Genomic DNA, 8,785 nt, shown 5'->3' with positions numbered 1-8,785 from the left:
AACTCTTCCCGTGCAGACCCCTGAATAACTAAATATCCGATGGGCTGAGCCGGGGCTTCTTCTTTCCCTTCTCCTTCCGGCTCTTCAACAATAAAGACTTCCGATTCAGATTGTTGAATCCAGGTCCAAAACCCTCTAAGAAATTCCTCTCGGTACTTTAGCGTTACTTCCATGGGTTGCTTGCGCCACGGAGAAATACTATCCGGAATACCAACTTTTCCAAGAGCATAAATAAATGGCCAGTCACGAACATTTCCTTGTCGAACTCGCATATAATCACCTCTTAGGTAATCTATGCAATCATCCCCGGTATCGCTTTTAACTGAATAAATATATCCGGGCACTATAATAGTGTCTTTTTTGTTCTTTACAGATTTATTGCTCCATATAAGTAAAAAGAGGACTCAAACAGGGTAGGGATTCAGGAATCGCCCCTACGAAACGCCCTAAGAAACTTCCTCCGAAAGAGGTGAAACTACTGTACATCGCTATCCTAGTACTAGGCCTCTGCCTTCTTCTTTGGGGAATGAAGATTCTGCGGCAGGGGCTTCAAACCTTCGCCGGACAACGCCTCCACCAAGCACTTCTTTGGATGACAGCCACTCCCTGGAGAGGGTTTTGGAGCGGCTCAATCTCCACAGCTCTTCTTCAATCAAGCACTGCCTTGACTGTCATGGCCGTATCCTTCGTTGATGCAGGACTCCTCCCCTTTGGCAATGCCTTCGCGTTAATATTAGGAAGCAATATAGGTACTACCTTAACGACACAACTACTTGCTCTCCCCTTAGATCACATCACTCCCTATATTATGGTATTTGGCTCTCTTGGATTTCTTTTTATTCCGTCTCGCTGGAGATTTCTTTCACAATCTGTTTTCGGCCTAGGGGTACTTTTCTTTGCATTAGGCCTACTCCAGGTTGGAATGGCACCACTCGTTGACATGCCCATAATTCAAAATTTCCTTCGACAGTTAGGAGACAATCATCTTCAAGGGGTTATAGCAGGGACGGTGGTATCCGCCCTACTCCATTCCTCAAACGCTACGACGGGAATCGTCATGCTGCTCACGGCTGACGGATGGATAACCCTCCCTACTGCACTTGCTTTTATCTTTGGTGCAAATATCGGCACCTGTTTTACCGCCGTTATCGCAGCTCTCGCCTCCTCACGAGCGGCTCAGCGAGTAGCACTATTTCATGTCTTACTGAATGTTTTTGGCGTACTAATTTTCTTACCCTTTGTGGAACCAATGGCCAATGCCCTGACTCTTCTAGGCGGAAGCCTCTCTCGCCAAGTTGCTAACGCCCATACTATCTTTAATCTTTTGTCTTCCCTATTAGCCTTCCCCTTATTGCCCTGGTCGACTAGGTTCCTTAAAAAAGTACTCCCCTAAAAGAATTGTCATCCTGAAGGTCGTGAAGGATCTTCCTCTAAATGCGGCAAGATCCTTCGCTGACACTCAGGATGACAACTTCACAAAATACTCCAAATTGACAACATATTAGTGCACTCCAACGATCAGCGAATAGTTTCCTGAACGCCAACGATCACTTATTTCCCTGAACTCCAAACTTATCTTCAATCAAATCACAAATCCCTTGAACATCCTCTAAGCTAAAGCAGGGTATGCCGTTATCAAACTCAAGATCACTGGCTATGGCAATAAGCTCCTCAGGCTTGGAAAAAAGCCCCTCATGTACTGCCGAGCGAAATACTTCGATTTTCGGCTTATCAGCATGCTTATATCCCTCAGTAAAAATGATATCCACTCCATGAATTCGGGCAAGCACCTCATCCAGGGGCTGATCCTCAGAGACACGTTCCAAGACAGCAATCCTTTGAGGAGAGCTTATTGCCACTATATCTGCCCCAGCACGATCATGGCGCCAGGTATCTTTACCTGGTTGATCCATCTCAAAGCCATGGACATCATGTTTCAAAGTCGCCACCCTCCATCCGCGGCCCTTAGCTTCCCTAATTAGTTTTTCTAGGAGGGTCGTCTTTCCTGAGTTTGACTTTCCACCGACAATAGAGATAACGGGAATTTGAGTAGGTCCTAATCTTACATCCATTTTAACTCTCCCAGTCCGCAATCCAACGCGCCATTAATAGTTCCCCAACTTCCACTGCCCCATGGTTTTCTGGTACATCTACTAATAGATGGCTGCCAATCATCGAGCGAAGGATTCCCGACCCCTGAGCAGGAGCTAGATCCGCCCATAGTTCTCCATCTTTAAATACTGCTTGGGCACGCAAAAAGCGTCGTTGTTTCCCAGTCTTACCAAAGCTGCTCGCCATCTTAACCGGGAATTCTCCCTCTTCCGGGGTAGAACGTCCCGTTAACTTGCGAAGCACTGGACGAACTAAGAGTTCAAAGGTTACCATTGCAGCTGCCGGATTACCTGAAAGGGAGAAAAAGATCTGCTTTCCTTTTTGTCCGACGGAAGCCGGAGTCCCCGGCTTTAAGTTCAATTTCCAGAACAACATTTCACAGCCAAATTGGGCAAGAGCATGACGCATAATGTCATAATCTCCCACTGAAGCTCCGCCAGTGGTTATAACTATATCGGCCTCCGCTACCTTTTCTAAAGCCGCAAGGGTATCCTCAATTTCGTCTGAAACAATTGGAATCACCAGCACCTCGCAACCGGCATCTTGAAGCATACCTCGTAGGGTATAACTGTTACTATTATAAATCTTGCCTGGCTTTAATGGTTGCCCTACGTCCATCAGTTCTGATCCTGTAGAAAGCAGCCCTACCCGCGGGCGACGGAATACATTGACTTGATCCAGGCCTACCGCTGCAAACAATCCAATAGCGGGAGGGGATAAATAAAAGCCCTGTCTAAGCAGAATATCCCCCTCTTTAATCTCTTCCCCTTTATGTACGATATTAGAACCTGGTGACACCGGACGAAGGATCGTCACTTTATTACCTAGTGACTCAGTGTCTTCCATGCGTACTACACAATTTGCACCAGGCGGTATCGGGGCACCTGTAAATATTTTAGCCGTTTCACCAATGCCGATAACTCGATCCGAGAAGGTTCCTGCTGGAATTTCACTCACAACCTCTAATTGGAGAGGTCGGGGATCAACCTCAGTCGCTAGATAGGCATATCCATCCAGTGGCGATCTTGCAAAGGGAGGCATAGCAATTTGCGATGCAACATCCTGAGCCAATACTCTATGGTAAGCGTTGGCAATTGGTAGACACTCTGTTTCAACGGATTGAATGCGAGCAAGAACTATCTCTAAAGCCTCTTCTAATTGAATCATTACCTTCATATCTATTAATTCCTTTCGACCTATAAAACTAGACCCCAAAACCCAAAGGTATTTTTTATTCTGAATAAGTCGATCATAGCTTAACTTAAGTGTAACGGTAATACCAAACCTTGTCAAAAATAACCTGCCAAAGAGGCAGGTTATTTTTGTTTTTGTACTGTCAGACCCCTATGCCGAACTGCGGCATGAATGAAAAAATCCAGTGCGCTTTTGTCATTGTAATGAAAGCAACTTAAGCGCTATGTCATCCTGAAGGAGGAAGGACTGAAGGATCTAGATCCTTCGCTAACGCTCTGGATGACATTTAACCTTAAGTATGCCGTGGCCAAGGATGGCCGAGTGTCCCGTAGCCGGAAGACACTGTCTTCCCACGGATTACTCTTCTTGCAGAATGGCGAGAAGGGACCACCCGCGCCAAGGTTTCTTTAAGTTCAGAGTGGATTTACCCGGACCTTTTCTACTTCTACCCGGCCTTTCTCACGATAGATTTCCAATTTCCGATACGCTTCTTCTATGCGAATGATTTCCTTGCCTACAGCAATAATGACATTAGCGTGGCAATAATCTACGTAAAGATGGCTGTTCGGACTGATTTGAACAAAGGTTGAACTAACCTCCGAGCCTCCCAGTTCATGAATCCGAACCTGCCCACCTGCAATAATCTTACCTCCACGGCATACTCCCTCAATGCTTACGTCCCCTTCTACACGAATATCTGAATTATAGGTCCCTTTCTGACACTCAAATGATCCTCCACATTCAATAGTCGACCCTTGCACATAACGAACGACAAAACTGAGTTTCTCAGGAATCTCGACGGTTAGGTTTTCAGCAAATTGTACAAGGGCTTGGCTCACTCTCTGTAGGAAGGGGATTGATTGAGGATCTAACGGCCCTAAGCCTGTTAAGAAGTGTTTAGCCGATCGGATCGAGACAATGAGACCTTTAGTAATTACTTCATCGTCTTTATTCTCTAGTACAAACTTTTCAACTTGATTGGAGAGTTTGGGAAGCTGATGAAACTGTTTTTCCATGATTAATTTTAAACATTGTCCCGGTTTCAGGTTCATAGCCCCCGGGGACTTTATCAACTCTTCCGTTCGCCTTAAACAAATACTCAGTTGATCCCGTAATTCGGAAACAAGGCGAAGAAGTTCTGAGCGAAACACAAACTTATCTCCGATAACAACCTTTCCGCCTAAAAGATTCTGATGAATCTTAGTCCCTTTTTCCGACCTCAGCTCAGCATGTGAAACTGAACCCCGAACTTCTATCTTCCCACCCGCAAAGATTCTCAGCCCCTCTTGAACATTTCCATTTACGTAAACATCTCCCGGAAATTCGATGCTTCCAGTCGACAAATCAACATCCTTATCTAAGATATAGACATTTTCAACCAGATAGGTTCGATCATCTAACCGTAAAGGTTGTCCAGCACAATCCGCTATCACTTCAAGTTCATCCTCAGAAAGATGAACATTCTTTTTTAGACGAAATTGAAAATCCTTATTGACGGAAGCGGGGAGAATCCTGCCAAAGACGTCTTTACCAGGCACCCCGGGACTACCGGGAATTTTTCGAGCAAGAATAGCTCCCTCTTCAACTAACTTTACTCTGGATGCAAAAAAATCAATCTTTTGTTCCTCTAGGCAAAGACCTTGAGGATCTCCTACAAAGTCTATTAATTGTGAGTGGATTGGCGCAACCGGAAGAGTTGCTTCAGCAACAACGACTTCTCCCAAGCCTTTGACCGCCATTATTTCTGCCCAAATTCCTTGCCGTTTTCCATGAACAACCTTTAAGTGCTGTAAGTCTGCATGCAGCCTGGCCTCATCCCACATCCCCTCTTGAGAGGGCAAACTCTCCCAGCTAACATACTGAGCTAAATCCAACTCTGCCTCAGTCGGAAGATCTTTAGCCAGAACATATCTGCCCGGTTGTTCGTGCTTGACTTTGGCTACAATAGACAATCCCTGAAAACGAACGTCTAGTTCCCAAACCAACAGTCCTTTCTGAACCAACGGATAGAATTCCACTTGATCTCCTAAGTTAACTTTAAAAGGTTCACTTTGCAGCACACCATTGAGCCAGACTTCACCTGCCTGCTGATAGGGAATAAATGTTTTAACCCCGTCACTAGGGATAATAAGGTATTTGGTCCCATCCCAGATTGCTTGACTCGGATCTAATAGACTGGACTGAGGTTGGTCCCGCCAAATTAAGCGAACCTTCCACTGTCGAGAAAAAAAGCTGGGTTTATCAATCACTTCTAGCGTAAGATCTTCTGGCAATAGTTTGAGTTTAAGTGCCCACTCCTCTTTAATTTCTTCTAGAGAATCTGCCTGAACGACCTTTTCCGGCATATTAATCACTCCACTCTCGATAATTGCCATTTTTTAAATAATAACATAATTTCACAGGAACCCCATAGGTCTAAAGTCCTGATACCGGAAATATTCGGGGGGTTTGTTAAGTTTCAAGGAGATTCCTATCGACAACCCACTACGATAAGAAAAAGACAGGAACAAACTTGCGCTTGTTCCTGTCTTTTGTTTTAGATATTTTCCTCTGAACGAAATGGTACTTTTATAGATTGTTTACGTTCTTTTATAGATTGTTTACGTTAATGGTTACTTCTAAAATTCCCGGGGATGCTTGCCCATTCGGATCTTGACTATTACCTGGGACAATGATCTGATCAACATTCTCCTGCTCAGTGGCTTTATCCGAATAATTCGGAGACTTTACTCCATTGGGATCTTGACTGTTACCAGGGACTTTAGGCGGCGGATTCTTAGGCGTTGGTAGGATCGGCTTTAATAAATCAATCTCCGCCTCACCAATTATTTTATCCGTCGTTTTGCCCTGGAACAAGTTTTCAACCACTTTTTTAACCTCATCCGGATCAACCTTCCAAAAGCTTATGCCATCAAGGTCCAGAAATGACCCAGGTAGTGTCTGGGAAATCACCTTTGAACTATCAAATCCCACCGCAACTCTGGACAGAGTTAACATATCCTTGGCCGCTAAATTTGTGTTGACAACATCCATTAATTGAGGAACAAGAAAGGGGAGTTTTGGTATTGTGCTAATTCGAAACACTTCTTTAGCTACGGCTTTTAAGACAACCTGCTGCCTGGCAGTCCGTGAAATATCTGCTAGAGCATCGTGACGAAAACGAGCGTATTGCAAGGCTTTAGCGCCATCTAAGCGTTGTTCACCTTTACGCAAATTGATATACCCATCCTCATCATCACCGGTCTCATAATACATATCTTTCTCGACATTGACTGTGACTCCACCTAAAGTATCAATGATTTTTTTAAATCCTTGAAAGTTAGTCTGTACATAGCCTACGATGGTTTCTCCAGTTAACTCTTCCACAGTACTTTGAAGTGTGGCTAAATCCGTTAATGCTACAACCTCATTTATCTTCACATAGCCATGTCCCTTAAGAGCAACCCTTGTATCCCGAGGAATAGAGAGTAAGCTAGTCTGCTTAGTTTCCGGATCAACACTTGCTAGGATTATTGTATCCGTACTAAAGCTTTTCTGTTCTGGGCGCTGATCTGCTCCTACAAGCAAGACGCTGACCCGATTTTCAAATCCTTGAACACCGGTTGGAGTTGAATCTGATACATTCCCTTGCGGTAAGATCTTACCAGTTTCAAAGAATAATTTATAGCCCAAAAACCCAACAGCTAGTGCTACTGTTATGGTAACCGCTATCAGGATCAACTTCAATGCACGCCTCACATAACCAACTCCATTTAGTAACATCCTTTTACTATTATACTCAACTTTCGTATTTAGAAAAGAACTTTCACAAAATCTGTAGAAATTATTAAGAAATGATCAAGCTCTTTCGATTAAATACGAAGATCAATTATAAAAGAATCCGATGTTCTCTAAAATCGCGAATTGGAATTTGCGCAACCCGATCTACAAAGCTATCTCCATAACGAATGACAAAACTCAGAGGATTCAACACCCGCTCCTGTCTGGACTGATGGGGTGTTATCCCATCTTCAAGCTGTTGTAAGCGATTGAGTATATCATTACATCCTTTGCGTTGTGCCTGCCAAATCTTTGCTTTTAAATAATCCAATTGAAAGTTAACTTTCTCCTCATTTCGAATCAGCCAATCATGCACATTAACATGAATCTCTTCTAGTGGCTTAAGTTCTGCATAACCCTTGGCAATTTCTTCGCGAAAACGCTGAAAGCGATCATCGATATTAAGCGTATCTTGTTCCCGCACATAGCGGTTTCGATAGTCTTCTAAACCGCTATAGACATCTTCAATCGTTAATGCTTGTTTGCTTAGGAATTTTTGCCAAGAAGCAGTCAGCACTACAGCAGATAAGCGCGGAAAAAGAATAGGCATCACGAATCCCAGCGTAGTAAAAACTTCTCCAAGCTGTGCCCAATAATTCAATTCCCCTGGTCCTGGAACATAGGCCAAGGTAGGAAAGAGAAATTCCTGTACTACCGGCCGTGTCACTACATTGGGGGAAAATCGTTCCGGTGCTTGGGTCAACAAGCTGTTCAGGGCGTCCAAATTCCACGACTCTTTTCGCCCACGCAAATAAAACGCTCCATCACTATAAAGGATCCCTCGTCGTTCAGGTACAGAAAGAAAAAGATTTACTTCCCCACCGATTGGTTTGATTTGCGCCTCAAATCCAAGGGCTACCCATTCCTTCGTTCGTTCAGCTAAAGCTTCCCTGATATCAACCTGCATCTTTATAATCTGTTCATACAATGGCGCAGCTAGGCGCTTAAATTCTGGCAACATTGGATCAAAAAAAATCAAACCCCATTTATAAACAAGCCACTGTAAGGTCAGTGCAAACCATTGGGTTAGATTCTCCGCTTGTTCCGTAAGTTGGCGGCATTTTTTCAAGACAGAGGATCGAAATTCACTATCGGGCATTTCTAAAAGCTGAGCTTCAATCGTTTCCCAGGCAGGAACCTTTTGATGACCCACCGATTCCCCACCCCCGTCGCCGGATAAACGACAAGGAATCGGTTTTCCCTCAGAACTTAAAATATAAGTCTCGCGAATCTCCAGCCAGTCATGATCTTCCCCGGCAATCCAAAAAACCGGAACCACAGGGCGACCAAGTTTTTCACGTTGCTCTTTAGCTAAAAGTATCGTGGTCATGGCCTTATAAAGAGTATATAAAGGCCCAGTCAAGATTCCCGCTTGCTGTCCAGTAATCACCGTAAGAGTTTCTTTCTGTCTTAGCTCTTCAATCATCTGAAAGGTTTCGGCCTTAGAACCTAAATGTTGATGATACTCCTTCAGTGTATCTGCCAAAATCTCTCTCGCATAATTTCTTGAGTCCAAATAAGCTGCCCGCTGTTCAAAGCTTTCTTGTAGTTTAGGATCTCCACTCGGAAAAAATAAGGCTACTTGTTCAAAACAAGTAGCCATGGTTTGCATTGGATTTCTCATCTCTATCCCCCCGCTACCTACCAGTACAGGGTATTT

At 44.1% G+C, this 8,785-nt stretch carries 6 protein-coding genes and 1 pseudogene; 1 reads left to right on the top strand and 6 read right to left on the bottom strand.

Annotated elements, in window-relative coordinates; all coding sequences use genetic code 11:
• A pseudogene (locus tag HGJ98_RS21010) lies at positions 1-272 on the bottom strand (GNAT family N-acetyltransferase); the annotation flags it as partial.
• Positions 273-526: 254 nt separating this feature from the next.
• Here HGJ98_RS21010 and HGJ98_RS21005 point away from each other — a divergent pair.
• The gene (locus tag HGJ98_RS21005; protein WP_291353684.1) at positions 527-1,393 is read left to right on the top strand and encodes a Na/Pi symporter; all 867 of its coding nucleotides are present in this window, start codon (positions 527-529) and stop codon (positions 1,391-1,393) included.
• A gap of 154 nt (positions 1,394-1,547) precedes the next feature.
• Here HGJ98_RS21005 and mobB read toward each other — a convergent pair whose 3' ends face one another.
• The 5 genes from mobB to bshC all read right to left on the bottom strand — a co-directional run bounded on the left by mobB (position 1,548) and on the right by bshC (position 8,749).
• On the bottom strand, positions 1,548-2,072 hold the full coding sequence (mobB, locus tag HGJ98_RS21000; RefSeq protein ID WP_291353675.1) for a molybdopterin-guanine dinucleotide biosynthesis protein B: 525 nt from the start codon (positions 2,070-2,072) through the stop codon (positions 1,548-1,550).
• A 1-nt stretch (position 2,073) separates the two neighbouring features.
• A complete protein-coding gene (gene glp, locus HGJ98_RS20995; protein WP_291353682.1) occupies positions 2,074-3,288 on the bottom strand; it encodes a gephyrin-like molybdotransferase Glp in 1,215 nt (404 codons plus the stop codon).
• 431 nt (positions 3,289-3,719) lie between these two features.
• On the bottom strand, positions 3,720-5,681 hold the full coding sequence (locus HGJ98_RS20990) for a FapA family protein (protein WP_291353674.1): 1,962 nt from the start codon (positions 5,679-5,681) through the stop codon (positions 3,720-3,722).
• Positions 5,682-5,895: 214 nt separating this feature from the next.
• Positions 5,896-7,044: an LCP family protein gene (locus HGJ98_RS20985; protein WP_291353672.1), complete on the bottom strand. Its 1,149-nt coding sequence runs from the start codon at positions 7,042-7,044 to the stop codon at positions 5,896-5,898.
• Between the two features lie 130 nt (positions 7,045-7,174).
• Entirely contained in the window at positions 7,175-8,749 is a 1,575-nt protein-coding gene (gene bshC, locus HGJ98_RS20980) for a bacillithiol biosynthesis cysteine-adding enzyme BshC (protein WP_291353670.1), read from the bottom strand.
• Positions 8,750-8,785 lie beyond the last annotated feature (36 nt).

It is taken from the genome of Desulfosporosinus sp. (assembly GCF_014237355.1).
Taxonomy (GTDB): domain Bacteria; phylum Bacillota; class Desulfitobacteriia; order Desulfitobacteriales; family Desulfitobacteriaceae; genus Desulfosporosinus.
The sequence above is the reverse complement of the archived record's forward strand: the minus strand, read 5'-3'. Positions and strand labels throughout refer to the sequence as shown.

Bases quoted from the DNA above. Each gene is read 5' to 3' on its own strand.
- HGJ98_RS21005 (WP_291353684.1), top strand. From the start codon at position 527: ATGAAGATTCTGCGGCAGGGGCTTCAAACCTTCGCCGGACAACGCCTC.
- mobB (WP_291353675.1), bottom strand. From the start codon at position 2,072: ATGGATGTAAGATTAGGACCTACTCAAATTCCCGTTATCTCTATTGTC.
- glp (WP_291353682.1), bottom strand. From the start codon at position 3,288: ATGAAGGTAATGATTCAATTAGAAGAGGCTTTAGAGATAGTTCTTGCT.
- HGJ98_RS20990 (WP_291353674.1), bottom strand. From the start codon at position 5,681: ATGGCAATTATCGAGAGTGGAGTGATTAATATGCCGGAAAAGGTCGTT.
- bshC (WP_291353670.1), bottom strand. From the start codon at position 8,749: ATGAGAAATCCAATGCAAACCATGGCTACTTGTTTTGAACAAGTAGCC.